The 25,183-nt window shown below is 53.4% G+C and carries 19 protein-coding genes; 11 read left to right on the forward strand and 8 right to left on the reverse strand.

Features of this window, described 5'->3' with window-relative positions; all coding sequences use genetic code 11:
- Positions 1-206 precede the first annotated feature (206 nt).
- The gene (locus tag VFU50_11800; GenBank protein ID HEU5233538.1) at positions 207-2,387 is read left to right on the forward strand and encodes a PAS domain-containing protein; all 2,181 of its coding nucleotides are present in this window, start codon (positions 207-209) and stop codon (positions 2,385-2,387) included.
- A gap of 336 nt (positions 2,388-2,723) precedes the next feature.
- On the opposite strand, the gene VFU50_11805 is transcribed toward VFU50_11800, so the two are convergent.
- The 4 genes from VFU50_11805 to VFU50_11820 form a co-directional block, all read right to left on the reverse strand.
- Positions 2,724-3,044, reverse strand: a complete 321-nt coding sequence (locus VFU50_11805; protein HEU5233539.1) for a potassium channel family protein — start codon at positions 3,042-3,044, stop codon at positions 2,724-2,726.
- Positions 3,045-3,110: 66 nt separating this feature from the next.
- Positions 3,111-4,574 carry a DASS family sodium-coupled anion symporter gene (locus VFU50_11810; GenBank protein HEU5233540.1) on the reverse strand — a complete coding sequence of 488 codons (1,464 nt, stop codon included), beginning with the start codon at positions 4,572-4,574 and terminating at the stop codon, positions 3,111-3,113.
- On the reverse strand, positions 4,571-4,966 hold the full coding sequence (locus tag VFU50_11815; GenBank protein HEU5233541.1) for a hypothetical protein: 396 nt from the start codon (positions 4,964-4,966) through the stop codon (positions 4,571-4,573). Before VFU50_11815 ends, VFU50_11810 begins: the two co-directional genes overlap by 4 nt.
- A 324-nt stretch (positions 4,967-5,290) precedes the next feature.
- Positions 5,291-8,002, reverse strand: coding sequence for a protein kinase (locus VFU50_11820; protein ID HEU5233542.1), 2,712 nt, complete (start codon positions 8,000-8,002; stop codon positions 5,291-5,293).
- Between the two features lie 299 nt (positions 8,003-8,301).
- Between VFU50_11820 and VFU50_11825 the strand changes: the two genes are divergently transcribed.
- Positions 8,302-8,736, forward strand: a complete 435-nt coding sequence (locus VFU50_11825; protein HEU5233543.1) for a hypothetical protein — start codon at positions 8,302-8,304, stop codon at positions 8,734-8,736.
- A 96-nt stretch (positions 8,737-8,832) separates the two neighbouring features.
- On the opposite strand, the gene VFU50_11830 is transcribed toward VFU50_11825, so the two are convergent.
- Positions 8,833-9,528, reverse strand: a complete 696-nt coding sequence (locus VFU50_11830) for a TRIC cation channel family protein (protein HEU5233544.1) — start codon at positions 9,526-9,528, stop codon at positions 8,833-8,835.
- Positions 9,529-10,172: 644 nt separating this feature from the next.
- On the opposite strand from VFU50_11830, the gene VFU50_11835 reads away from it, so the two are divergent.
- Positions 10,173-10,919 (forward strand): carbonic anhydrase family protein, encoded by a 747-nt coding sequence (locus VFU50_11835; GenBank protein HEU5233545.1) that lies wholly within the window; start codon positions 10,173-10,175, stop codon positions 10,917-10,919.
- 314 nt (positions 10,920-11,233) lie between these two features.
- Here the strand turns inward: VFU50_11835 and gvpJ (VFU50_11840) are convergent, their stop codons facing one another.
- Positions 11,234-11,515, reverse strand: a complete 282-nt coding sequence (gvpJ, locus tag VFU50_11840) for a gas vesicle protein GvpJ (protein ID HEU5233546.1) — start codon at positions 11,513-11,515, stop codon at positions 11,234-11,236.
- 517 nt (positions 11,516-12,032) lie between these two features.
- Between gvpJ (VFU50_11840) and VFU50_11845 the strand changes: the two genes are divergently transcribed.
- The 6 genes from VFU50_11845 to VFU50_11870 all read left to right on the forward strand — a co-directional run bounded on the left by VFU50_11845 (position 12,033) and on the right by VFU50_11870 (position 20,848).
- Positions 12,033-13,592, forward strand: a complete 1,560-nt coding sequence (locus VFU50_11845) for an ABC transporter ATP-binding protein (GenBank protein HEU5233547.1) — start codon at positions 12,033-12,035, stop codon at positions 13,590-13,592.
- Positions 13,589-14,557, forward strand: a complete 969-nt coding sequence (locus tag VFU50_11850) for an ABC transporter permease (protein ID HEU5233548.1) — start codon at positions 13,589-13,591, stop codon at positions 14,555-14,557. The genes VFU50_11845 and VFU50_11850 overlap by 4 nt, the downstream gene beginning before the upstream one ends.
- Positions 14,554-15,564: an ABC transporter permease gene (locus VFU50_11855; GenBank protein HEU5233549.1), complete on the forward strand. Its 1,011-nt coding sequence runs from the start codon at positions 14,554-14,556 to the stop codon at positions 15,562-15,564. Before VFU50_11850 ends, VFU50_11855 begins: the two co-directional genes overlap by 4 nt.
- Positions 15,565-15,813: 249 nt before the next feature.
- Entirely contained in the window at positions 15,814-18,693 is a 2,880-nt protein-coding gene (locus VFU50_11860) for a CHAT domain-containing tetratricopeptide repeat protein (GenBank protein HEU5233550.1), read from the forward strand.
- 226 nt (positions 18,694-18,919) lie between these two features.
- Positions 18,920-19,366, forward strand: a complete 447-nt coding sequence (locus VFU50_11865) for a hypothetical protein (protein HEU5233551.1) — start codon at positions 18,920-18,922, stop codon at positions 19,364-19,366.
- Between the two features lie 75 nt (positions 19,367-19,441).
- Positions 19,442-20,848, forward strand: a complete 1,407-nt coding sequence (locus VFU50_11870; GenBank protein ID HEU5233552.1) for a S8 family serine peptidase — start codon at positions 19,442-19,444, stop codon at positions 20,846-20,848.
- A gap of 73 nt (positions 20,849-20,921) precedes the next feature.
- On the opposite strand, the gene gvpJ (VFU50_11875) is transcribed toward VFU50_11870, so the two are convergent.
- Both gvpJ (VFU50_11875) and VFU50_11880 read right to left on the reverse strand, forming a co-directional pair.
- Positions 20,922-21,200: a gas vesicle protein GvpJ gene (gene gvpJ, locus VFU50_11875; protein ID HEU5233553.1), complete on the reverse strand. Its 279-nt coding sequence runs from the start codon at positions 21,198-21,200 to the stop codon at positions 20,922-20,924.
- 424 nt (positions 21,201-21,624) lie between these two features.
- The gene (locus VFU50_11880) at positions 21,625-21,960 is read right to left on the reverse strand and encodes a PilZ domain-containing protein (GenBank protein ID HEU5233554.1); all 336 of its coding nucleotides are present in this window, start codon (positions 21,958-21,960) and stop codon (positions 21,625-21,627) included.
- A 601-nt stretch (positions 21,961-22,561) separates the two neighbouring features.
- On the opposite strand from VFU50_11880, the gene VFU50_11885 reads away from it, so the two are divergent.
- Both VFU50_11885 and VFU50_11890 read left to right on the forward strand, forming a co-directional pair.
- Positions 22,562-23,674, forward strand: coding sequence for a sigma-54 dependent transcriptional regulator (locus tag VFU50_11885; protein ID HEU5233555.1), 1,113 nt, complete (start codon positions 22,562-22,564; stop codon positions 23,672-23,674).
- Between the two features lie 395 nt (positions 23,675-24,069).
- Positions 24,070-25,143, forward strand: a complete 1,074-nt coding sequence (locus VFU50_11890; protein ID HEU5233556.1) for a sigma 54-interacting transcriptional regulator — start codon at positions 24,070-24,072, stop codon at positions 25,141-25,143.
- Positions 25,144-25,183 lie beyond the last annotated feature (40 nt).

Genomic DNA, 25,183 nt, shown 5'->3' on the forward strand with positions numbered 1-25,183 from the left:
CATAGAAATGCTAGCATTAGCGCCAGTGCGATTGCAGGGAATGGAGCGGTGTGAACTCCACATCAGAAAACATGGCGGCCGACGGTAAGGCCAGTGAACCTTTCGGCTGGCTTGGTTCATCAAAGCTGAGTTCAAGCAATTACATTGCATGCAGCTTCACATCGCGCATTCAGCACAGGCCTGTTGAATCTACTGGCAGGCAGTTCATGTATTTCTTATTTGCGCTCTCGTTGCTCTTCCATAGCTCTGCGTTGGCTCAAACCAAACCGATCCGTCGGGTTCTTATTCTGAATGAGGCAGGCACTGCCTATCCAGGCATAAACCTCGTCGACCAGGGCCTCCGTGTCGCACTTGATAATGCGCCATATAAGATCGAGTACTACCGCGAGTACATGGAGACGGTGTTATTTCCTGAGCAAGTTGAACAACAGCGATTCCGTGAATTCGTTCTTTCCAGATATCGGAACCGCAGGCCAGACGTGATTGTTACTGTCGGTCCCTCTCCACTCAAATTCATGATTGAGGTACACAAGAAATTCTTTCCTGACATCCCAGTTGTTTTCTGTCTGCCGAACGGTATATTGCCGGGCCATCCCGAAGTTGATACTGACTTTACCGGAGTCGAGACTTCGTGGGAACCCAGCGATACGTTACACGCAGCTGTGCGCCTGAAGCCTGATACAAGACGCGTTCTGGTGGTAGGGGGCGGCACCTCGCAGATGGGCAAACAGACTCTAGCAGTGGTGAGACAACGACTACGAAGCTATACGGGAAGCATCGAGATTTCCTACTTAACTAATTGCACCATGCCGGATCTCCTCGAACAGATCAGGCATTTGCCGCCACATACTGTCATCCTCTTCATTGGTCTCGCCCAGGATGCGGCGGGAACCCGTTTTACTGGTGTTGAATCTTCCTCGATGGTTACTGCGGCTGCTAATGCTCCAGTCTTTGGATTAACTGACATTTATTTGAGGCATGGTGAGGTAGGCGGCAAGCTCTACAGCCTTACGAGCGACGGGAGAGTCGCCGGTGCCTTGGTTCTGAGATTGCTTAATGGAGAAAAGCCTCAGAACGTCGGCATTGTAGAGGGTAGAAGTACTTACATGTTCGACTGGCGCGCGCTCAGGCGCTGGGGACTCAAAGAGAAGGATCTTCCACCCGGCAGCATCCTGCTGAATCGCGAACCGACCATTTGGGAAACGTACAGGTGGTACATCATCGCCGGATTCTCGCTGATGATACTGCAGGCGGGATTGATTATCACTCTATTGTGGCACCGTGCCAGACGCAGAAAGGCAGAACTCGAGGTTGCGGCTGCCTTGAGAGTGGCACAGGAGAGCGAGCAACGATTTCGACTCGTCGCCAATAGTGCTCCGGTGATGATCTGGATGTCAGGGACCGACAAGCTTTGTAACTATGTCAATCAGCCGTGGCTTGATCTCACCGGCCGCGATCTTGTGGAAGAACTGGGGAACGGCTGGTTGGACACTGTTCATCCCGATGATGTGAAGGGATGCATGGACACTTACGCGGGCTCTTTCGAGCGTCGCGAACCGTTCACCATGCAGTACAGAGTGAGACACCAGCAAGGCGACTACCGATGGGTCCTGGATCGAGGGGTCCCCCGGTTCAGCGCCGACGGCGCTTTTGCCGGCTATATTGGGTCTTGCGTAGATATCACCGAAAACAAGTTGGCCGAAGAAGCTCTTTCTGGAGTGAGTCGAAGATTGATCGAGGCGCAGGAGCAGGAGCGCACGCGAATTTCGAGAGAGCTTCACGACGATATCAATCAGCGTATCGCGATGTTAGGAATCGAGCTGGACGTGCTGCAGCAGAGTCTCCCTCCATCAGGAGACGAAGTCCAGGCGCGGCTTGATCATCTGCGACAGCTCGCTTCCGATATTGGCACTGAAGTTCAAGGCATTTCTCATCGTCTGCACTCTTCTAAGCTGGAATACCTTGGTTTAGTGGCAGCGTGCAAGAGCTTCTGCAGAGAAACTGCCGAGTGGCACAAACTGAAAGTTAGTTTTACTGCAGACAACATTCCTTCAGAGATGCCACAGGATGTTTCTCTTTGTCTTTTCAGGGTTCTGCAGGAATCTCTAAACAATGCGATCAAGCACAGTGGTGCCCAATCTTTCGAAGTGGAGTTGCGCGGTTTTTCAGGCGAGATCCAGCTTATCGTTCGCGACGATGGAGTAGGTTTCGATGCCGCCTCAGCACTGATAAGCCGAGGTCTGGGGATCGTCAGCATGAGAGAACGAGTGAGCCTCGTGAGCGGAATTATGCTGATCACCTCCAGGCCCATGGCGGGAACTGAGATTCGGGTGGGCGTACCGATCGTCGCGAGAAGCATGACTCAGAGCGCGTCGGGGGCGGCGTAAGTCTATCCACCTACCGGCGACCCCTACTAACCTCGGCTGCCAATCTTGACAGTACTAAATCTGGCTTTAAAGACCTAAGACTTTACACGTCTTCGCACAGATGACTTGGCCCTGCAGAGAAGGCTGGTGGCTCAGTCCTGCGAAGCGTGGGGACCTAACGATGCTCAGCGGTGCGGATTTCATTTCAGGAGTGTGGTGTGGCGGGATCTTTGGAGCGGCGGCAATGCTCCTGATCGTTTCTTTGGCCCTGGAGCATTCGCAACGCAAGCACGACCGGGACTTGCAACGCGTCAGGAAGATGTGGCAGTGATCCTGCGCAACGGTGTTGGCAATTGACTAGCGGTCGATCTTATCTAGGGATAGATTCGCGGCGTGAACAGCAACAGCAATGAGTATGCCGGTCAACAGCAATCCCAGGAACGCAATTAAAACCGCAAAGATTCGCGACCTTCGTTTCAGAGGACGAATATCTCCATATCCGACCGTTGTCGCTGTAATGAATGACCAATAGAGGCTCTCAAAGTGCGACCAGCCTTCCCGCGAGCCCACTATCTGCCCGACTATGGCAATGGCCGTCGCGAAGCTTAGCAATAGCGGGAGAGTCAGCCAGATGCCATTACTGAACTGCTTGATGAATTGAAGCGTGAGGCCAATCAAGCCAGGGCATTCCTTTTCTGAGAGTGTGTAAGAAGATGTCGACTCGCATGTGATTCCGCATTGCAATCACCGACCGACCAGCAGCAGCCAGGGGGTGCCAACAACCAGGAAAACGGCTAAGAAGAAGACTGTGGTTAACAGTCCAAGGCGATAAAGTTCGCGTTGACTAAGATAGCCACTTCCAACAAAGATCACGTTCTGACTTCCGCCTTGCGGGGTGATCACCGAGAAGTAGCTGCTGGCGAAGAATAGCGAAAACGCCATGAGCGCTATCGGGACGCCGCCGCGAATACCAACATCCAGGAATACTCCCAGAAGAGCTAACACTTGAGACGATTGACTTACAAACATGTAGTGGATGGCTACATAGATCAGGAGGAGTGCTAGATAAATAATTGGCCATGGTAATCCGCTCATGTGTGAAGCTAAACGTTGACCTGCATAACCCATGAATCCAAGCTCATTGAGTTGACCGCTCAAGGCAAACAACACTGCAAGCCAGAGAAACGTCGCCAGCGTGTCGCCCTGGGTTGCAATGTCGCTCGCCGTCAAGACGTCGCTCATCAGCAACAGCCCTAAGCCGGCGAATGCGATGCTCGTCACGTTAAAGTGAAGGCGATCGGCAAAAATCCAGCCTGCCACCATCAAGATGAACGCGACAGCCGTGATCCATTCGTCACGCGACAGGGGTCCCAGTTCTGTAAGCGCTTTGCGCGCAGCAGCGGGGGCTTCTGGAGTTTCGGCGACACCTGGTGGAAACAGCCGTGCCAAAAACCACGGCAGAGCCGCAATCGCCACGAGGGCGGGAATGGAGGCAGCAATCAGCCATTTGCCGAATCCCACTTCGAAACCGTATTCCTTCGCGACCTGAATAGCGATCGGATTCGCTGAAGTCGCGGTCATCCACAGGGCCGAAGATATTGCCAGGCTGGCCATGCCGCAGAACATGAGGTATCCGCCCAAACGTCTACTTTGGGGATCTTCCGGGAATGAACCCGATCCACGTGCGACCGAGAGCACGATGGGAAACAGTACCCCGCCTCGCGCTGTGTTACTTGGGAAGGCAGGAGCAATAGCCGAATCGGTAAGCACGATACTGTAGGCGAGTCCCAAAGAGGAACGACCGAAGCGGCTTACCATGAAAAGGCTAATGCGTCGGCCCAGCCCCGATTTCACGACTGCCTGCGCTACGAGGAATGCGACAACAACCAGGAGAACGCTCGAATTGGCAAAGCCGGAGAAAGCTTTGGCCGGCGAAATCGTGCCTGTAAGGACTACGGCTGCAACAGCCAGAGTGGTGGAAGTTAACAGTGGAAACGCGCCGATCAGCACTGACGTGATGGCCGAAACAAATACAGCAAAGAGGTGCCAAGCCTGTGCAGTGAGCCCGGCCGGGACCGGTGAGAGTCCGATCGTGAGCGCGAGGGCAAAAGGCACGATGCGTTTGACCAGCAGACTGGCGTTCGTGCGCTTCTTCGCTGAAAACTCGCTTGGAATCAGAATCCGCGGTGTTGTTGCTGGGCTTGTCACGATCGCGGATCTCCAGGATTAGATCTTTGTTCTGATGAATCCACCCGCACACGACCGTTGAGTCCTACGGACTCGCCCTGCATCTTCCCGTCATCGGATTGCAAAACGAAGCGCCACGAAAATTCGTAACTGCCCGTTGCTCGCGCATATCTGCCCGTGCCACCGGTGAAGGTTCCGGCGATTTTTTTATCGCCCTGAGCACCTTGCAACACGCTAAAGACCTTATCGCCGTTCTCGTCAATCCAAACTGCGCGGCCGGTCATGCCGGTCGAACTATCGTTGAAGATGATTGCTTCGGCGCGAAATCCAACGTTTGGACGCGATTCTCCGGCAAGCAAGAGCGATCCATTGAAATCAGCAATTGAGGCGTGGCGGTCTCCTTCAAGGAGCATCTCATTGCGACTGCCAGTCGCTGTCCATGTCCCTTGAAATTCGTGCCAGCCACTATGTTGTGAAATGGGTTGCGTCCGCTGTGGCGCGCGACCACAAGCGCTCACGAGAAGTAGCGTGAGCACTACGCCAGAGGAAAACGTTCGTTTGTGAGTGCACACAATTTTTCGCCGCCGCAGTTGCGGAGCTTAGTCCAGACGAGATGGTTTCATTTCAAAACTGGACGATCCTAAACGGTGCAAACCACGTCCGGAACTGGTAGGAGTCACAGCCGGCGACAGTTCATCGCAGATAATCCGCTGAAATGCGAGAGCCCACCGAACTTCTCAAGGCAAATTCTCGACCAAATAGAGCTCGCTTGTTAAGGAATCCACCTGGCTGTAGTAAACCCAGGTGCCGTCTAGCGACAGATCGATTCCTAAATACGAAATTGCCTTTGGAGTGTGAAAACCAAGATCCTCGATCTTCTTGGTGGCAAAGCGGTAGAACTTCGCATCGGCAATTCGCGAGGCGCTCCCAATCTGCGAATTCGACTGAGAATCCAGCATGTAGATTCCATCTCTAACAACTTTCCAGTTTCTGGACTTCATTTCCCTGACAACCGCTTCTTCATGATTGGCAGCTAATTCTAGACGCCAAATCTCCCCGCCATTGCGAGTTTTTAGATAGTAGAGATACCGTCCATCTGTTGAGAATTGGCATGTGAATCCACCGCCATGCGTGACTTGCACTGGCGAACCACCCGTTAGCGGAATGCGGAATAGTTGCAGCGATCCGGTTCGGCTCGAGCTGAAGTAAATCCATTGACTCGTCCGATCAAAGCAAGGGGTTATGTTCTCGCCGGGTCCTGAGATCAGGATTTTCGGCTCACCACCCGTCGAAGGTGAAATCCAGAGGTCGGCCGCAGCATTCTTTGTTCGCGCATCGAACGCGATCCATTTTCCATCAGGCGACCACGCCGGAGATCCTGCCGTGCCACCTTCTTTACTGAATAATGGACGCCCATCTGTCATCGCTGCGTTCCAAAGCCAAATCTCCCAACGTCCTTTCCTGTAGGAACTAAGAAGCAACGAGTTGCCGTCGGGCGAAAACACAGGAGAGTAATCTTCGCTGGGTCTTTCAAGAACTTTCTGCGGAGTCACTTCAGCGCGGTTTTGGGGAAATGCTTCCGCGCGGTAGAGATTCACGTCAAAAGAGTTGCGGACGCTCACCATCTGTTTCCCATCCGGCGACAGCATTCCCGGCACGAGACTTTTGGGAAGCCGCTTTGGTTCGGTTCCATCCGCATTTGCTATAAATAAGACCAATGCATTACTACCGTGCTCACGCGCTTCGATCAGCATGCGTGTGCGTAGTGGAGCAAGGCGTACCGCGTCCACGCGATCGATGTCTGGTCCCAGGTCATCGAAATCCACTTTCTCCAGGTTGCCACCTTCGACTCGAACTCGATGCACGCTGAGATGGTCCCGATCTGGTCCGAACGGAAGGAAGACCCATTTCCCGTCTGAGCTGAACTGTGGATTCATCCTGCCGTAGTAATCTCCCAATCGACGCTCCGAGCCAGTCGATAAATCCAGAAGAAAGTCGCCTATTTCTGTACTCTCAGAGCCGCTCGGACGAACCACCAGAGCTTTCCGGCCATCTGGAGATATGTCTGCGATCACACCATCGGCAATTCGGGTTTCCTCCCCTCCCAAAGTGGGAATCCAATAAGCGGCAAACCCGGTATCTGACTGCCTGTTAAAGTAAAGGCGCCGTCCGTCCGGACTGAAGGCGGCCGGCCACTCGCTCGCAGGATGATTGGTTAGACGCAAGGGCTTGCCACCCTCCAATTGCATCAAATACACATCCGAGTTTTGACCTTCAATGCCGGCATCCCAGGCGAATGCAATTGCGTTTCCATCCCTCGAAAAAAGCGGAAATTGTTTGTAACCTGGAAGGCTTGCAAGTGGATGCATTGTCAGTGGAACCGCGGCAGCTTCGGTGTGCTTCGCCTGCCAAGTGAAGAACCACCGTCCAGCGGCAAAGAAAGTCGCGCTGAGAAGCAGCCATGGAAGCCACCACCGTATTGCATGCGGCTTAGACGAACTCACTGAAATGAGAGTTCCGGCGCGGCTTGAATCCGATTCACGCCGCGCAATCGTGTGCAAAGCGTTCCACGTACTGCTGGGTTGCGCCTCCTCCGAGGCCGGCCTCGAAATATCGCGCCTGATGCGCTGCAGTTCGATGCGCATTTCCGACGCGTGCTGGTAACGCAAGTTTCGGTCCTTCTCCAATGCCTTGCGCAGGATCTCTTCGAGTGCCGGCGGAATCTCCAAATTGAGACGCACAGGAGCCACTGGGGTGCGATTCAGGATCGCCTCTGCGACCACCCCCGAGCTCTCTCCCCGAAAGGGCATCACGCCGGTCGCCATTTCATAGAGCACCACGCCGAAGGAGAAGAGGTCTGATCTGGCGTCGAGATCGCCAGCTCTCACTTGCTCAGGAGACATGTAATTCATGGTGCCAATGACAGCACCCGAGGTCGTTAGCGGGTCGACTCTTGCGTCGAATGTAGCGTCATCCGCAACTCCAACCATTGCCGCTCTGCGGCTACGCGTCGGCACAACTTTCGCCAGCCCAAAGTCCAGGATCTTCGGGTGTCCTCGCCTGGTAATAAAGATGTTGGTCGGCTTGATGTCGCGATGGACAATTCCTTCGGCGTGCGCGGCCTCGAGAGCGTCGGCAATTTCGATTCCAAGCACCAAAAGAGTATCGAACTCAAGTTGACCTTCGGCGATCAAATGCTTCAGCGTCGCGCCCTCGAGCAATTCCATGACGATGTAAGCTCGGCCATCCTCTTCGCCGACATCGTGGATGGTGCAGATGTTGGGGTGGTTCAGCGAGGAAGCGGCCTGCGCTTCACGTCGAAAACGCTCCAGCATCTGGCTGTCTTGCGCCAGGTCGTCAGGCAGAAGCTTGAGTGCAACAAAGCGACGGAGATTGAGATCCTCAGCCTTATAGACAACACCCATTCCGCCGCCACCAATTTTGTCCATGATGCGGTAATGCGAAATGGTTTTTCCGATTAAAGGGCTTTCGACCACATTTCCATGCTAAGAAGCCTCCCAATCAAGTGCCTACTGAAAGGAGTGCCAGTTGTCCTTTGATTGCGTACGGGCCAGGATTTCTCCGGGAAGCTCATCGTTCGGGGATCTCGCAGACAGTGGCATAGACGCCTAGAGACAACACCAAGTTTGCGGCTAGGCAGACCGCTACGCAGCACGGATTGCTGCGGAAGTTTGTGAGCTGCCGACCATTGGGCGAACCTTTGGCCCTAGCAAAAGGAAAATTAAAAATGGCAGATTATCTTCAGGCGGTCGTTGAGAAGCATAACGTTTTTTATGAAGTAGTTCCGTACTACGTCGTGCAGCAAGAACAGCGGTATGGAACCGCGCGATCCACGCAAAAGATTCAGGCAGGCTTCGATATTGACGTATACGGCACGAAAGAGAGCAATGAGCAAAGACCTGCACGAGATTATTTGCTCTTCTGCGCAGCTTTAGTGGGCCTCATTAACAATCTTGAACCTGACGACCGGTCGTGCTCGATCCAGCTTGTTCCCTTCCCATCTAGAGTCGTAATTGATACCAAGAGGCAGTTCCAGGAGCTCGGAATGCTGAGAATCAGGATTGCGCATAGGACTCTCAATGAGCCGGCCGGTCCGCCGGAAGAACACGCATTGAAGGAGATCAAGGAACGGCTCGACGATCTTGGCATAAGTCACAGATAGGGAAATCGATGTAGCCGAGTCAGCCTACGCGAGTCCTGTTCACTGCCGTCAAACTCTATCCTGGGCGTAGTCTGAATTTCTGAAAAGTTAGGACATTCATGGAAAACTGCGCAGCTTCCTTGTTCCGGCTGACTGTTCATTCGTCAATTGTCGAAGTATCGGACGGCTCTGCCAATTGAAACGCACAGTCAATAACCGAATGATGAAAAACGTTCCGACAACACTCCATGCAGCTCGCGTTGGACTGATGTCGCAGTGGACTAGCACTTCAAAGAGGCAACACGTTGCGACCAGTGTAAGAGCGCTGAATTGACCTGGTCGCAGCAGTGCCGGCACATCACGCACGACTACATCGCGGAGCAATCCGCCGGCGACTCCATTCACAATTCCAACGAAAATCATGCCGAAAATTGGAACGTGCTTGTCTTCCGCCAACTGCATTCCAATCACTGCAAAAGCAGGTGTACCAAGTGCGTCGATCACATCAACCAATTTGCCAAACCCTTCATTGTTGACAACGTGCGTCAATGGTCCGGTGAAAACAGCCATCATCAGTGTCGCGGCTACTACTAACGGAAGATAAATCGGGTTCACCAAAAAGGAGGGGATTCGCTGCAGAAAGCAGGCGTCACGGATTAAGCCGCCGCCGATCGAAGACAGGAGCGCAACAACAAAGATTCCAACAATGTCAAAGCGCTTTCGGATCGCCACCACGGCTCCGCTGGCTGCCCAGGAAAATGTTGCAGCGTAATCAAAAATCAACGGCACACGAAAACCGCTCTCGGCTAGCATTGCATTCTCGCTTCCTAGCTATGTCTTCGGTCTCACCCTGCAGAACCCTCTACGAATATGCTTTGGTCTCCTGACTGGATCATCCCGGCTGCACGCTGTGCTGGTCAGGACCAGTTCGTTTCCCAGCAGTTTGTGAAGTCGACGAGCCGTTTGCTGCCGCCGGTGATATGCGCAGCCACAATGCAGTTAGACTAATCGCCGTCCGCTCTGCAGCTTTCTTTGTAAAGCCGTCACAAAAAGTTACATAAGGCTTTCCGTTATGTAAGAACTGGACGCAATATCCGATTGGGGATTGATTAACTCTGAATTCGTCAGCCAACGATCACCTCAGTCGCAGACCTTTTTAAACGTCGGAAGAACTTGCGACACCCGGACTTTAAATCCAGCTCTTGGGCAGCACCAACTGGCAAACGTAGCAGCAGCGCGCAACAGTTCGTATGCATCGCTGGGCTATCGAAATACACTCTTGTGTAGCCGGAATAACGGCGAACGGTCGTGACAAATCAAAATCCGGATGGACTAGTTAAGTCCTGCGGTAATTCAGACGAGCGGATCTAGCAGATTTGCCAGCGGGAAGGCGCGAGCATCGTTCGTATCATCGGCCCATAGGTAGGCATGAACCTGACGGCGCGAGCAGTCTGAGTATGAAGATCGTTCTAGTGATTACTGCAATACTTATAGCGGGCATGGCGCAGGCTCAGGACGGACAAAGTCCGAAACATGAGTGGTCTTACAACGGAGACGAAGGGCCGCAGCGATGGGGTGATCTCAACCCGGAGTATGCAACCTGCAAACTCGGCCAACTGCAATCGCCAATTGATATTCGCGGGGCCAAAAAAACGCCTCTATCTCCAATTCGATTTGAGTACCGTGCTTCGGCTTTAAAGATCATCAACACCGGTCACTCTATTCAGGCGAATTATGACCCCGGCAGCTTCATCTCAGTTGGCGATAAACGTTATCAACTCCGACAGTTTCACTTCCATCATCCCAGCGAGGAACAGATTGAAGGCAAAGCATACGAGATGGTCGTTCACTTGGTGCACGCCGATGCGGACGGCCACCTGGCCGTGATTGCAGTTCTGCTGAAGAGTGGAACTTACAATCCCATCATCCAAAAGCTCTGGGATTACCTTCCGACTGTTGAGGGTAAGGAGCGGATCGTCTCGGGAATAAGGGTGAACGCAGCCAATCTCCTGCCTCAATCGTTCGGCTATTACACCTTCGAGGGATCACTCACTACTCCGCCATGCAGCGAGGGAGTCACTTGGTTCGTATTGAAAGCTCCTCGTGAGATCGCGCCGGATCAGGTTGCTACCTTCGCCAAACTCTACCCGCACAATGCGCGTCCTACGCAGCCTCTAAATGGGCGCATCGTCAGTGAAAAATGAATCCGACACTGCGAACGTTGCGCGAACTCGTTAGCCTAAGCGCAGAACCACTCGGCTGGAGCTGCACATTAACCGCGAGCATCTCAATTCTCCGCGCGGCAATTCACACTCGACTCTTCGTACTAGAACTTCACGCTCTTGAGCATCGCCTCGTAAGTTGGCTGAAAACGCTGGAATTGCGCCTCCGGCGCAACGAATACGAAGAGGAAGCCTCGCCCTTTGGTGTCACTCGTTGAGGGACACGGCGACGCCGTTTCAGCGGGCTCTCCCCGCCGACTTTCATGCGTTGCAGGCAACAATCGTGAGAATGAACGTTACAGCATGGCTTTCGTTGTTCTCCGCCTGCGTGGTGGAACCAGGTCGCCGTCGCCTTGGCCGTTCACCGCAGGCGCTGCAACCAGACGGCTAAGCGCAAGTGTGCTTGCATGCGTGAGATAAGTTTCAAGTGATGCCAGCACTATGCGTGCCTCGACCGTCACAAGATCAACTCCTACCAGGGACACTCGAACCCAGGCGTCAATCACAATGCCCTTGTCAAGGATTCTGTCAAGGATATCGATGAGAGTAGCCCGGTGGTTCTCATGAGTTACGGTCATGCTTCTCCTGATGGATTCTGGCCAGTGGTGAAAAAACGTTTGCGGCGCGAGAAGCGACTAACGGGACGGGAGGAGACTGCAGTGCCCTTTCCACTCCCGCGGACTCTGGATCGTGTCGAGCGCCCGTCCTGATTTGTGACCGATGCTACAGAAGGATTTGTGCTCTGGTCAATGTTGCTGGATGCATTTCGCGCCTTAGACGGCGATGTTAAAGCGTAGTTCTCGTGAACCCTGTATAAACAAGAGAATACAAGGAAAGGAATTGCCGGCGTGTGTCACAAATCATGTCATTCGCCGGGGAAATCAACACTTCTTTCAGGAAATCCACAGTTTTTTCCAAAATGTAGACAACGAGAGTAGCTGTTGCGCGCATCCATAGCGCCCACGGGACTCGCGCATTCGATGGGTCCATTGTGTGCATTTGCGTTTGGCGTTTTCCTATCTTCTGAGAGAGCATCACTCGACCAATGGCCAGACCAAGCCAGCGGAGGCTCGGACTGGCGATCCTGTTCTTTGCGTGCGCAACTTGAGTGTTAGATATCGCCACAGTGCCAAGCACCATGTTCCGGCAGTCTGCGACGTCAGTTTTCGCATTGATCGAGGTGAAATCGTCGGTCTTTCGGGGCCTTCCGGTTCAGGAAAGACGTCTTTGGGCCTCGCTTTGCTGAACATTGTCCCTCGCACGGCCATCGTCCGCGCCGATGCCGTCAACTTCGGAGGCAAGGATCTGCTGTCCTTAAGCGAACGGCAGATGCGGGCGATTCGTGGCAAGCGCATTGCCATGATGCATCAGGAAGCAGCGTTGTCGTTGAATCCAGTCATACGAGTGGGCGATCAGATTTCGGAAGTGATTCGCGCGCATGAGAAATGCACGCGACGCGAGCGGCGCGCGAAAGTAGTTGAACTATTACAAAGCGTCGGCCTCAGTGAGAGGCAATACGAATCGTATCCGCACGAGTTAAGTGGAGGTGAACGTCATCGCGTGGTAATCGCCCAGGCGTTGGCTTGTCGTCCTGCTCTTGTCATTGCCGACGAGCCAACGGCCGGTCTCGATAAAGAACTCAAAGACGAACTCCTGAAATTGATTCTGCGTTTCAGGACCGAAATGGGCACTTCCTTCCTCGTCATCAGCCATGATAGACAGGTGCTGGCGCAGATTGCAGATCGTACACTGGAAATGACCTCAGGCCGTGTGCGGGAATCTCGTCCGTTCCGCCATGCAGCAGAAGCTTTTGTGGCGAACGCGCAGAGTTCCGTAATGGGAACCACAGAGGACTCGCCTGAGAAGTTGGTTTCCATTCATGCGCTCTCCAAGTCCTATGTCCTGAATCAGCGATTGTTTCGACGGCACGCGAGTTCGGTGCAGGCGCTGCGCGCAGTCACTCTTTCCATCCTCCGTGGTTCGAGCTTTGGATTAACCGGCCCTTCCGGATCAGGAAAAAGCACGCTCGCGGAGTGCATTGCAGGCTGGGAGAGAGCCGATTCGGGAGAAATACTGTTTCGCGGAGAAGATCTGACCAAACTCTCCGGGAGGGCGCTGCTGCGAGTACGCGCACGCATTCAACTGGTGCTGCAGGATTCGGCAGCCGCTTTCAATCCAAATCTCACCGCTGAAGAAATTGTCGAAGAACCACTGCTGATCCAGGGCAAGGGTAAAAAAGAGCGTCGCGCATTGGCGAGACGACTCTTTCTGGAGACTGGCCTCGATGGCGACATGCTGACGCGCACTCCGCTGACATTTAGCGGAGGCCAACGGCAGCGACTGGCAATTGCGCGGGCACTGATTCTCAATCCGGAACTCGTGATCTTCGACGAATCGATGACTGGTCTGGACACCGAGACACGGGAGCAGATCCTGCAGCTCCTCGGAAGACTCAAGGCGGCGCGAAATCTGACCTATGTGCTGATATCTCACGACGCGGACTTGCTCAGCGCTGCAGCCGACATAATCGCCACTATGCGGAGCGGCGAACTGGTGGACGTGGTGCGCTGCGGCAAGTGCATAGAACCCAGCGATGCCGCACAGTTCGGACCGCGCTTGGAAGCTAAGGCGCTCGCAACCGGAGAGCCTGCATGAGAACCGCGCGTTATGTATGCCATCGGATAGCTGCAGGTGCGATATTGATGATCGGCATATCTGTGCTCTCGTTCACGTTGTCATCATTCGTGCCCGGAGATTACTTCGATGAGATGCGCTTGAATCCGCAGGTCTCGCTCCAGACGCTGGCACAATTGCGATCGCAATACGGAATCGACGAAAGCATCTCGCATCGCTACGTTCATTGGCTGAAGAATGCCCTGATAGGTAACTTTGGTTTCTCGTTCGCGTACAACATGCCGGTCTCCTCGCTGCTTGGGCAGCGGTTGATCAATACACTGCTGCTTGCCGGGCTGGCGACGGCGCTGGTGTGGATTGTTGCTGTCCCTATCGGGATTGTTTCCGCACGTTTTGGATGGGCGGATCGCATTAGTTCCATCGGCAGTGCTGCGCTATTAAGTGTGCCGGAATTGGCTGTGATCCTGCTGCTTCTGGCTCTATTTGTTCGAATGGGGACTATGCCCCTGGGCGGAGCCGCTGAATGGAACGGAAGCGCCAAAGGATGGTCTCGAATCGGAGCGTCCGGTTTGCACTTGCTAATTCCCGTTTTGGCATTAGTGATCGTTGGTCTGCCGATCGTGATCCAGCACACGAGCACTGCGATGAAAGAGGTTCTGGACTCGCCCTTCATCCAGGCCGCGAAAGGACATGGCATATCTTCGCCGCGGCTGCTGCTTCGCCACGCTCTTCCTGCAGCCGCCAATCCGCTGATTTCACTGTTCGGACTTTCGCTCGCAGGTCTTGTCGGCACCTCGCTCCTCGCGGAAGTTGTTACTGGATGGCCAGGTCTGGGCCCGCTGTTTGTGCAATCGATCTTTGCCCGCGATTTCTACGTCGTGATTGCGATCGTAATGGTCTCATCGTCGTTCCTGATCATAGGTAATCTCGTGGGGGACCTGCTGCTTTTCGCAGCTGATCCCAGAATTCGCCGGACGAACTCATGAAGCGTTCCCAAATTGCGCTCGTTATTTTTTGCCTGTTGCACGGCACCATCCTCTGTGCCGGCTTCTTCGCTCCTTACGCTCCGGATCAGCAGAATCGCGCATTTCCGTTCGCGCCGCCGACAAAGGTTCATTGGAGAGATCAGGCCGGCCGTATTCATCTGCGGCCATTCGTTTATGGAATAAGCACGAACTCGGATGATGCAAGCTACTCGGAAGATCGCAGTCGGGAATATCCGATCAATTTTCTTGCGTCTGGCAGCGCAGAAAAGCTAAGCACATCTGGGCTACGCCTGTTCAGTGTTCAACAGCCTGGACATATATTCGTTTTTGGAACTGACGAGTTTGGTCGAGACCTTTTTTCCAGAATTCTGTATGGCGGAAGAATCTCCATCGGGGCCGGACTGCTCGCAATGTGCATCGCCTTGGGACTGGGCACGCTGCTCGGCAGCATCGCAGCGATGGCTGGCGGGGTGACTGATAGCGCAATCATGCGTCTTGCCGAACTCGGTCTTGCGCTCTCCTGGTTCTACCTTCTGCTTGCGATTAGAGCATTTCTTCCGTTGCGCACTGCTCCGCTGCAAACATTTTTTTTGGTGGCAGCGGTACTGGGTTTTACCGGATGGGCGCGACCTGCTCGGCTCGTTCGCGGAGTCCTGCTGAGTGCCAAGGAACGTGGATTCGTTCTGACTGCCCGTGGTTTCGGCGCGGGACCGGCATACCTGTTTCGCCGGCATTTAATGCCGCAAGTTCTTCCGCTGATTTGGACCCAGGCCGTCGTGCTGATACCACAATTCATCATGGCAGAGGTGGCACTCTCGTTCCTTGGACTGGGAGCGACGGAACCCTTGACGAGTTGGGGCAATCTGCTGTCGGAACTGCAGAGTTATCGTGTAATTACGTCGTACTGGTGGATGTTTACGCCAGTGGTCGTGTTAGTTATGGTGTCATCTAGTTATCTCCTGCTGCTGAACTCCTTACACAAGAGAGGGCATTCCACTGCTGTCTAGAATTGCCGGAGGCGCACTAAGCCTCGTACGACGCTCTCCATTAAGTCGAGCAGGAACAGATTCTGCGCGAATCAATCTGATGGGTGACTGGGAGTTGCGCACGAATGATCAGAATGTTGCTCTTTGAATTTCCTCCGCGCTGCTACGACGAAATTGCGCGCGAACTGGGATTGGCAAACAGATCGATCGGCTTCATTCCCGGAGCTGCCTCGATCGTCTGAAACAGAAATTGTCTTCTCGAGAGTGGAGATGAACGCCGCTGCGGTACAAATCGATCCGTCGAAGATTCTTCTCGAAGAACTCGCGGAGCTGCGCAACGCAAAGAGCCGCAGGCAGTACGTTCGACAACATCGGCAAGATCTGTCAATCAACCTTGTCGTTCAACTCGCGGATAAAGGGCGGCCGCTGCTGCGCATCAATCCGCGCAACTCTCTCGCTTTGTCGGAGACCGCGATCGAGATCGCGCGTGTGCTCAACCACGATCTGGCCATGGCTCACGCCAAGCGCATGAAAGCGAATGCCGAGTATGCTCTTGGACGCTATCGCGCTGCTGTAAGCCTATACACGACGGCCATAGAGTTATTCGAGAGCTTGGGAGAAAAAGCGGAGTTGGGCCGAACGCTTAGCGTTTCCATCCTTTCTCTCAATCTTTGCGCCGAATATGAAAAGGCCTTTCACTGTGCCGAACGCGCCCGAAGGATCTTTTCCGAACTTAATGATGATCTGCGGCTTGCAAGAGTCGACATTAATCTAGGTAACGTATTCCACCGCCAGGACCGCTTTGCTGAGGCGCTCAGTTGCTATCGCCGAGCCTATCGCGTGGTCCTCGAGCATCGCGATGCGGAGGGCATCGGAGTAGTGCTCAGCAATCTCGCGGTCTGCTTGATCAGCATTGAAGAGTTTTCCGAAGCCCTGCAGACCTATCAAGAAGCTCGCGAAGTCTGCAGCAAGCATGGAATGCCTCGCCTGGTTGCGCAGGCAGACTACAACATAGCCTATCTCCATTACCTCCGTGGCGAATACAGCCGCGCGATTGAGATGCTGCGCTCAACCCGCAGTGCATGCCTCGAACTTGAAGATCGCTATCATCATGCGCTTTGTAACCTGGATCTCTCTGAACTTTACGTTGAGCTTAACCTCAGCGGAGATGCCATCGACTTAACCCGTCACGCGCGAGACGAATTCAAGACGCTGCGCATGGGTTACGAGCAGGCCAAGGCCATCGCCTTTGAGGCGATGGCTATGAGTCAAATCGGCGAGCCGGTTCGAAGTCTGCGGCTATTTAGTCAGGCTCGGAAGATGTTTGTTAAGGAGAGAAATCGGGTTTGGCCATCTCTCATTGATCTGTATAAAGCGGTCGTGCTCTTCAATGAAGGTCGGGGCGAAGAAGCGGCCGTTTTGGCGAATGCAGCCCTCGAGTTTTTTGAATCATCTCTGCTGTCGGGCAAAGCGGTGTTGTGCAGACTTCTACTCGCACGCATCGCGCAGGGACATGGCGATTTAAGAACGGCTCAGAGTCACTGTCATGCTGCCTTGGAAAAACTGCGCAATCTGCAAAGTCCTGTTCTCAAGCACCAGGCGTTCCTTCTCATGGGACAGATTCATGCTGCCTTGCAGGCACAACAAGACGCCTATTCCTGCTTCCGAGCTTCGCGTTACCACCTGGAATTGCTTCGGACGAATGTGCGTGGACAGGAACTTAAGCTGGCATTCCTCAAAAATCGACTGGAAGTTTATGAAATGCTGGTTCGCACGTGCCTGCAGAATCCGTCTGAATCGTCTCTGCACGAGGCGTTCGGCTATATCGAAGAAGCCAAATCTCGCGTGTTGATGGCTGAAATGCTGCAGCCAAGCAGCAAAGAGACCTCAGCAAAAGAAAGCAGCGAAGGTACCGGAGAGATCGAGAAGCTGCGCAAGGAATTGAATCTTTATTACAACCTCATCGAACTCGAACAACTCCGTTTAGAATCTCGTTCTCCGGAGAGAGTAAATCGCCTGGAATCTCAAGTTCGCGTAAGAGAAAGCAAACTGCTTCGTATGTTGCGCGAATCGACCTCTCACAAGTCGATCGAGACAAGCAAGGCCGGATTGGGCAGCGTGGCATTGGAACAGATTCGCGAAACGCTGCCAGAAGACACCCTCATTTTGGAATACTTCCAGGCGGGCAACGACGTCCTGGCGTGCATTCTCTGCGGCGACCGGCTGGAAATCAAAGCTGTCACGTCGTCTGTTCGCTTTTCCGACGCCCTCAGGCTGCTTCGATTCCAATTTTCGAAGTTTCGTCTGGGCAGTGAGTACACGCAGTCGTTTCGCGATTGCCTTTTAGAATCCACTTATTCTCATCTGAAGGTTTTGTACGACGAGCTACTAGCCCCGATTCGTGGCAGCCTGAATACATCCAATCTCATTATCGTGCCCCACGGTGTTCTTCATTATGTTCCGTTCCATGCGCTTTGGGACGGGGCCGCGTTTCTACTCGACAAGTACACAGTTTCTTATGCTCCCAGCGCCAGCGTCTACGCAGTGTGTTCGCGACGAAAAGCTCACGGCCGAGGAGACGCTTTGGTTATGGGTATCCCGGACAGCCGAGCTCCTTTTATCAAGGATGAAGTCCATTCCATTGGCTCGATCCTCGAGGGCGCGCAGACACATTTCGGATGCTCGGCCACTCGGGAGGTGCTGGAGCGCGAGGGTCCCGGCAGTCGCATCGTGCATATCGCCACTCACGGCAGGTTTCGCCAGGATAATCCCATCTTCTCCGCAATTCGGCTTGGCGACTCGTACCTGAACCTTTACGACATCTATGGACTGCGGCTGCCGGTCGAGCTCGTGACTTTGAGCGGCTGCGCAACTGGGATGAACTCGGTCACCGCAGGCGACGAACTTATCGGATTGGCTCGCGGTCTTTTTCAGGCTGGCGCAAATTCTCTGGTGCTGAGCTTGTGGGACGCCCACGATGCCAGTACGGCTGAGTTCATGCGCAACTTCTATACAGGTCTCGGTCAGGGACTCAGCCGCGCATGGGCTTTGAAGCAGGCCATGCGCGAGGTGCGTGACCGCTGGCCGCATCCTTACCATTGGGCATCGTTCGTGCTGATGGGAGCCCATGATCCTCTTCCTCGAAACTAAAAACTTTTTTTTATCACCTATATTTTTTCGATTGCGAGCAGCTCCTAATAAGCATATGTGGAGTGTCTTCTGCTCACGATTGCGCCTACTTAGATTGTGAGAAGAACCGAGACACGGATCAGTTTCGATTCGTGTCTCAGCAGCTCCGAAAAACGGTAAGCATCTCTGCCATTCCAATGGCAGATGCGCCTGCGTGCCGCGCTCTTCGTCCTCGGAGATCACATTTATGGGCTCGAAGAATCTTGCGCTGGCAGCCAAGGATTCGTTGGCGACGGCCGCCACTCCGGCCTTCGAATTGCTTTTCGACAGCCTTGCGCAAAATGCAAATGAGGGGATCAGGACATCAGTAATTGTGTCCCGGCAATTGTTATTCCGAATCGGCTCTATTTTTGTGGATCTCGAAGTCGATAAGGAAGTCAATTCAGATCGCGTGTCACTCGCGGGGCAGATGGTTGACAGCGCGAATCCGGGCCATCCACCAGTCGGGATTCCGATCGTGCTGCTTCAACGAGGAAAACGCATTGTGCAAACTTTGAGCAATGACAATGGCGAGTTTCAGCTCGATTTTGTCATGAGGCGCAACTTAAAGCTGCAAGTATCAGTGAGCCGTACTCACCCGGTTCGCCTTCCCATAAATCTGCTCCCGGGTTGGACCGTGCAGTATGCGAATTAGCCCGAGAACGATCGGTCGCTAACGAACCCCAAACTATCTGTTTACTTAAATCTCCGCTGAGGAATGCAATTCGATATGAACCTGGAACGAAGTGGTCATCTCTACTCGAAAATTATTTCTGTGGCTCTGGTCTCGGTCATGTTGGTGGTCTATGGTCGGCCGGGCATTGCCATCACGCCGACGTCCCACAATAACGCTCAGATCCTGGGACAAGTTCCCTCTTCAAATCGATTCATCGTGCGGGATACCGCAGGCTTGCCAGGACTGAACCTGACCTGTCTTCTCTTAAGCTGCAATATTGTCGAGACCGTAGGAGATCCCGGCGGACAACTTTTTGTTGTGCAGAACACCGGCATACTCAACCCGGTCGTCTTCCTTACGCGCTTGCTTTCCGCCGTTGGTGTAATCGATGCTGAGATCGATCAGACCGTGAACACGGCTGGAGCCACGCTGGGTGAAATTCCCGCGTATCTCACAGATGAAAAGCCCGTTGAGTACTACGGAGCCAAGGTCTGGGAAGGCTACGTTATTCAAACCCCAAATCAGATCGTAAGGACTGCCCAGACTCAGTTGACCTTTGGCGTTACCGGAAAAGGCATCACGGTAGCGATGATCGATACGGGCATTGACCCTAACAACAAAGTTCTCCGACGGCATCTTGTGCATGGCTATGATTTCACGAGAAACACCAATGGCGGGTCGGAAATCGGAGATGTAAGCCAATCCACGGCCGGAGTAATCGACGGCTCAACTGAGCCGGCGCAGGTGAACCAATCAACTGCAGGCGTAATCGATCAAGGACGCGCTCAGGTCATCAATCAGCCTCAATATTCCGCATTTGGGCATGGAACCATGACTGCTGGCATCGTTCATCTGGTTGCTCCAAACGCATCACTGATGCCGCTCAAAGCCTTTCATGCCGACGGCACCGGCTTCTCATCCGACGTACTCAGAGCTATTTACTACGCAGTGGATCATAAAGCCAAAGTCATCAGCATGAGCTTTGAGTTCAAGAGTCCGTCGCTGGAACTCGTGAAGGCAATTAACTATGCTACCGGCCGGAGTGTGATCTGCGTAGCGTCAGCCGGAAACGACAGCTCGATGGCGATCGTCTATCCGTCGGGGCTGCCCAATGTCATCGATGTGGCTTCCACCTCGAACACCAACAATCCTTCAGCATTCTCGAATTATGGAACTCCGCCGGTGTGGATCTCGGCTCCGGGCGAGGCAGTCATGAGCACGTATCCATATGAAACTTATGCTGTGGGATGGGGAACCTCATTCAGCGCGCCTTTTGTGTCTGGAACCGTTGCTCTTATGGCAAGCTCTACGCCGACAGCCATCGGACTGCTTAACCAGATTACGGCCGCCGATGCTATTTCACATGCGCAGCCGATACCAGAATCCCAATATGGATTTGGAGTGCTCGATGTGTATCAGGCAGTCCAGGCGTGGACCCGCTTTGTGCGCACAAATCCGTGATGTCGATTTAGCTCTGACTAAAGCGACGAGCCTGGCGCACGCGAGTCCTAGTCGCGATGGTGCACGCAATCGCTCAACTCGAACGATAGCGGGAAGCCCATTTTCGGCGAATGTCTTCCGTGTTGCGGCTAGCTGCGATTGCGGGTGGTGCAACTAAACTGCTCAAGCTAAGCGCGCCGGCGTGAGTGAGGTAAGTTTCCAGAGAAGCCATAACCACACGCGCTTCCAACGTCAGCAAATCCATACCCGCTAATGAAAGGCGCACCCAAGCATCAATAACAATGCCTTTATCAAGAACGCGGTCAAGAACTTCAATGAGGGTCGCTCGGCCGTCTTCGTGAATTACAGCCATGCTGCTCCGAGAATTCGATCGCACGTTTGACGTAAAGTGCGTTCGATGCTAGTCCGAACATCAGCAGCGAGAGAGAAAGAGAGAATCAAATTGCGTTCGGTGATTGTTGTTTTCGAGAAGGGCCGTTCTTTGAAGGCGCGACGTTCGTGCTGAAGAACATCGGACCAATCGCACTCCAGTTATGCCCTACTCTGATGCCGTTCAGTCCAGTTTAGATGCGCAGATCGCGACGAGTGCAGTCGAATTACGCTGACTTCCAAACCTTAGCCTTCGATGTTATGAAAGTAGACTTCTATGTTATGAGAGCGTCTTTTTGATGAGATCCAATCTTCGAATTCGTGCCGGAATTTCCGAACGACGGTCGCAAGATGAAGTGCGTTGGTATGTTCAACAGTTGTTAGCTTCACTGAAGATGATTTCACGATCAGCCAATTCGAAGCAGCGACTTGCAGCTCTCACGGATGTATTCTCTTTCCGTAATTCCAAGAGCTACAAATTCGAAACCATATTCTGCTCCGTATTGGTAACAAACCCGTGCGGGAAGATGAAGTGGCTCCGGAGTGAGCGGAATTTGCAGATGAACGGTATCTCCAATCTCCAGCTTCGTACTCGTACTGACGCCTGCACCGCCCTCCGCCAGATCGATCGCGTGTCCATCAAAGTACATGGGCACGTCTCCCTTGGTAATACCGATCCTGACACTCTCATGGAATTGAAACCGGGGAAAGCGGCGCTGAGGAGAAAGAGGCGTGTCTTTCATGGCAGTCACCCCGTCACCTGAGATCAAGAAAGGAGCCCATCTTGATTTGGAAAGATGGTACCCTCACCGCTCGCCTGTCCGACGATTACTAAAGGACATGTCCGAATGGCCCTATTCAAAACGGATTTCACCTGCATTGGCTGAATAAGGCAGGAATCCAAATGCTGACCTGCAGCTGGATGAAATGCACAAAGTTCGCAAGGTGATGCACAACCTAATCAGGTCACTGCGCATCTACGTTCTCTCATGGAAGAGACACTCTGAAGGTTAGTGTGTCTCGCCAAGCTGGTGCTTCGAAACTGCGTCCGTCGAAGAGCCATTTCGTGCTATAGGCGGCTTCGCGTTTACGAAACTTTGACGTGGCTGGGGTAGCGGTAGTTGTACACTGCGGCGGGTGTTTCCGATCCATTTGCTTCTTCGACCCCAACGGCAGTGCAATGGGACGTCGTGTCTGTGCGCCATCGGAGCTCGTTTGGCGCCATGCAACTGAACTCGAACGGACTCGACTTATATTCTTCTGCTCTTGTCCCATTTCAGCTTCTGGCACTCATGAACTCGTAAGCTTTTTCGCAGGATCAAGCCCTCAAAGAGGCTTCTTGAAATGAGCGGTGCCACTTCTTCGTCTGCGGTCCAGAAAGAAGCATCCCATCCCGCGACTCCGGTTTTCGGACACGCGGTCACCGATCAAGTTCCGCTGGTCGAACAAGTTGGCGAGGGATCATTCTTTGTTTGTCACAGCCGTGCCATGCGTGAACTTCGTTGCATGGTCGACCTCGTCGCGCAAACGACTCTTCCTGTTTTGATTCTCGGTGAGACCGGAGTTGGAAAAGAAGTTATTGTTCGCTTGATTCACCATGTATCCCTGCGACGAAACCGCCCTTTTCTAAAAGTCAATTGCGCTGCTCTTCCCTCTGAACTCCTCGAGAGCGAACTCTTCGGTTATGAAGCAGGCGCGTTCACTGGCGCCACCAAAGCTACAGCAGGAAAATTCGAAGCATGTCACAAAGGTACGATTCTGCTCGACGAGATCGCCGAGATGCCGCCTGCGCCGCAAGCAAAGCTGCTTCAGGTATTACAGGATGGGGAGTATTGCCGTCTTGGAAGCGCCAAGCCGATTCGAGTCGATGTCCGTGTGTTGGCGGCAACCAATGTCGACATCGCTCGGGCCATTAAAACGAGAAAGTTCCGAGAAGACCTCTACTACCGTCTGAATGCATTCTCAATCCAGGTACCGCCGTTGCGGGAGCGAATGGAGGACATCCCTGTCCTTCTGCAGCATTTCATCGCAATTCAATCCGGCGTTCTGGCATGTGAGCCGCTGCCGGTCTCGGCGGATCTTCTGAAGGCGTGTCTGCGCTACTCTTGGCCGGGTAATGTTCGCGAACTCGAGAATTTCGTAAAGCGTTACCTCATCGTGCGGGATGAGCAAAAGGCTATTTCGCACTTGATGCCGGAATCTTACCGCGGAAACTATCCGTCACAGAGCTCCACCAGCACCTTTTCGATGAAGGCCACGGATCTGAAATCTCTAGTAAGAGGGTTAAAAGAGCAAGCTGAACGCCAGGCCATCCTCGGCGCCCTCGAACTTTCACATGGGAATCGCAAAGACGCTGCCCACATCCTCAATATCTCCTCACGAGCTCTGATTTACAAAATGCGGGAATACGGCATCGACGGAGCAAAGGGCAAGTATTCTACGGATCAATCGGCGTAGGCTTCTCAAGCTACTCCAACCGCTGCGGCATCACGATCAGCTTACATTCCTTAACACTGTTCCGCATCTACGCCGATCCCAATCCAGCTTCGCCGATCCATTACAACATTTTTTGAACGAAAATATCGTCCACATTGCATTCACATTCGTGCCAATACCTCGTAAGCCTACGAGCAAATATTTTCGCGTGAAAAACCTTTCACTTCACTTTGCGTGGAAATCGGCCAATAGTCAGAGCGACTGGAATTGGCATGAATTGTGTCACGATATCGCAAACGCCTGCACAGGCCAGTATTTATGGCTCTCGCTGCCTTTCATTTTGGGAGATTTGATTTTCAAAATCAGTTTGGACTTCAACATGCACATGTGTGGACGTTCGGCTAGATGGCTGAAAGATGATCGCCATGAACTCTTCACTCCAGGGCACCGCGCTTCCAGTCCACCGGCAAGTAAACCACTTGCCACCAGACTCGATCGTCTTCGGCCGGACCGCGCATATGCACGCGCTACGTACTCGGATGGAGCGAGCTGCTGCTTTGGACATGCCGATATTATTGGATGGCGAGAGCGGCACTGGAAAAGACATTATCGCGCGCATACTGCACCGCCAATCGCCTTGGGTTGCCGGAGTGTTTGTAAAGGCAAGGTGCTCTTCCATCCCAGACAGTTTCGACACCCTCTTAGAATCCTCCTCAGACGTACTTACTGCTGAACCTCAATCCACGCGGCACCGTCTGGAGAGCAGCTGTTATGGAACGCTCTTTCTGGACGAGATTTCGGAAAGCAGCGCTGCTCTGCAAACCAAACTGTTGCGACTTCTGCAGGAAGGACAATTTTGCAGGATCAATTTGAAACGATGCAAGCTCAACCTCCGGCTCGTGTGCGCAACGAATCGCGGTCTGGAGGAAGCCGCCGAGCGTGGCACGTTCCGCAGGGATCTGCTTTATCGGATCAACGTCGTCACCATGCGCGTGCCGCCGTTGCGTGAACGCATCGTAGATGTTCCGGATCTTGCCAACTACTTCGTCGATTTCTTGAGCAACATTTATCAGTGCAAGGTACAACGTCCCTCGCGCCGATTATTGCAGTCGCTACTCAGCTATTCGTGGCCAGGAAACATCCGAGAGCTTGAAAACCTGATGAAAAGGTATGTGCTCTTCAATTGTGAAGAATGGATATGCGAAGAGCTTGCCGGCGGCCCCCGAGAAATGATCGCGCAGGAACTTTCTCAGCCCGGTGCACTTTCGTTGAAAGAGATTACCAGGAAAGCGATTCGCGACTTGGAGCGCGATGCGATTTTGAAAGTTCTACAGGCCAATAAATGGAATAGGAAACGGGCAGCGTGCGTGTTGAACATTAGCTACCGAGCACTCCTTTACAAACTAAAGGAGACAGGGATGACGACGTCCGCTCCAGCCTCCGCTGACAGCCTGACAACTCGACGTGCTGCAAGCACGGCATCGATGTGAGGAAGATTTGAGCGAGCAGTTGTGATGTAACGCACTGATC

The organism is Terriglobales bacterium (genome assembly GCA_035764005.1).
GTDB lineage: Bacteria > Acidobacteriota > Terriglobia > Terriglobales > Acidobacteriaceae > Gp1-AA112.

Bases quoted from the DNA above. Each gene is read 5' to 3' on its own strand.
- VFU50_11800 (HEU5233538.1), top strand. From the start codon at position 207: ATGTATTTCTTATTTGCGCTCTCGTTGCTCTTCCATAGCTCTGCGTTG.
- VFU50_11815 (HEU5233541.1), bottom strand. From the start codon at position 4,966: ATGCTCCTTGAAGGAGACCGCCACGCCTCAATTGCTGATTTCAATGGA.
- VFU50_11820 (HEU5233542.1), bottom strand. From the start codon at position 8,002: ATGGACAAAATTGGTGGCGGCGGAATGGGTGTTGTCTATAAGGCTGAG.
- VFU50_11825 (HEU5233543.1), top strand. From the start codon at position 8,302: ATGGCAGATTATCTTCAGGCGGTCGTTGAGAAGCATAACGTTTTTTAT.
- VFU50_11830 (HEU5233544.1), bottom strand. From the start codon at position 9,528: ATGCTAGCCGAGAGCGGTTTTCGTGTGCCGTTGATTTTTGATTACGCT.
- VFU50_11835 (HEU5233545.1), top strand. From the start codon at position 10,173: ATGAAGATCGTTCTAGTGATTACTGCAATACTTATAGCGGGCATGGCG.
- gvpJ (HEU5233546.1), bottom strand. From the start codon at position 11,515: ATGACCGTAACTCATGAGAACCACCGGGCTACTCTCATCGATATCCTT.
- VFU50_11850 (HEU5233548.1), top strand. From the start codon at position 13,589: ATGAGAACCGCGCGTTATGTATGCCATCGGATAGCTGCAGGTGCGATA.
- VFU50_11855 (HEU5233549.1), top strand. From the start codon at position 14,554: ATGAAGCGTTCCCAAATTGCGCTCGTTATTTTTTGCCTGTTGCACGGC.
- VFU50_11860 (HEU5233550.1), top strand. From the start codon at position 15,814: ATGAACGCCGCTGCGGTACAAATCGATCCGTCGAAGATTCTTCTCGAA.
- VFU50_11865 (HEU5233551.1), top strand. From the start codon at position 18,920: ATGGGCTCGAAGAATCTTGCGCTGGCAGCCAAGGATTCGTTGGCGACG.
- VFU50_11870 (HEU5233552.1), top strand. From the start codon at position 19,442: ATGAACCTGGAACGAAGTGGTCATCTCTACTCGAAAATTATTTCTGTG.
- gvpJ (HEU5233553.1), bottom strand. From the start codon at position 21,200: ATGGCTGTAATTCACGAAGACGGCCGAGCGACCCTCATTGAAGTTCTT.
- VFU50_11880 (HEU5233554.1), bottom strand. From the start codon at position 21,960: ATGAAAGACACGCCTCTTTCTCCTCAGCGCCGCTTTCCCCGGTTTCAA.
- VFU50_11885 (HEU5233555.1), top strand. From the start codon at position 22,562: ATGAGCGGTGCCACTTCTTCGTCTGCGGTCCAGAAAGAAGCATCCCAT.
- VFU50_11890 (HEU5233556.1), top strand. From the start codon at position 24,070: ATGATCGCCATGAACTCTTCACTCCAGGGCACCGCGCTTCCAGTCCAC.